The following is a 1,028-nucleotide window of genomic DNA, read 5'->3' on the forward strand; positions in this document are numbered from 1 at the left end:
TGATCTGCCCCCTTCTGAGTGGTCCAGAATCTCTGTTATTTTGGATTATGAAGGAGTTTGGAAATGGGCAAGAGGCACAAGCCGGAAGAGATTATCGGCAAGCTGCGTGAGGCTGAGATCGTGTTGGCGCAGGGCGGGACGACAGCGGATGCGTGTCGGCGGATCGCGGTGGCCGAGCAGACTTATTATCGCTGGCGCAAGGAATATGGGGGTCTGAAGACGGACCAGGCGCGGCGCATGAAGGATCTTGAGAAGGAGAATCTCCGGCTCAGGCGAGCGATCTCTGACCTGACGCTCGACAAGTTGATCCTCCAGGAGGCAGCCCGGGGAAACTTCTGAGCCCTGCGCGGCGAAGGCGCTGCATCGATCATGTACGAACCGAGCTGGCAGTATCCGAACGACGGGTCTGCCGGGTGCTTGGCCAGCATCGATCGACACAGCGCAAGGTGCCGCGCGGGGCCGATGACGAAGATGCGCTCACTGAGGACATCGTGGCACTGGCGCGCCAATATGGTCGCTATGGCTATCGCCGGATTACGGCTTTGCTGCGCGATGCGGGATGGACGGTGAACCGCAAGCGGGTCGAACGCATCTGGCGGCGCGAGGGCCTGAAGGTGCCGCAGAAGCAACCCAAGCGGGGCCGGTTATGGCTGAACGATGGCTCATGCATCCGGCTGCGCCCTGAATATCCGGGGCACGTCTGGGCATACGACTTCGTGGAAGGCCGGACACATGATGGCCGCAAGTTCCGCATCTTGACGATCATCGATGAAGCCAGCCGTGAATGCCTCGCCCTGATCGTGGCGCGACAGCTCAAACACGAAGACGTGCTGGCGGCCCTGGCCGACCTGTTCATCGCGCGTGGGCCACCTGCCAATATCCGGTCCGATAATGGCAGCGAATTTATCGCGACGGCAGTCCAGAAATGGCTGGCGCAGGTCGGTGTGACGACGCTCTACATCACCCCGGCCTCGCCATGGGAGAACGGCTACAACGAGAGCTTCAATGGGTCGCTTCGTGACGAGCTG

Annotated in this window: 1 pseudogene; it reads left to right on the plus strand. The window is 61.0% G+C overall.

Features of this window, described 5'->3' with window-relative positions:
• Nucleotides 1-63: 63 nt before the first annotated feature.
• Nucleotides 64-1,028: pseudogene (locus QHC67_RS18680) on the plus strand (IS3 family transposase); the annotation flags it as partial.

The sequence above is a fragment of the Sphingobium sp. genome, assembly GCF_033795625.1.
Lineage (GTDB): Bacteria > Pseudomonadota > Alphaproteobacteria > Sphingomonadales > Sphingomonadaceae > Sphingobium.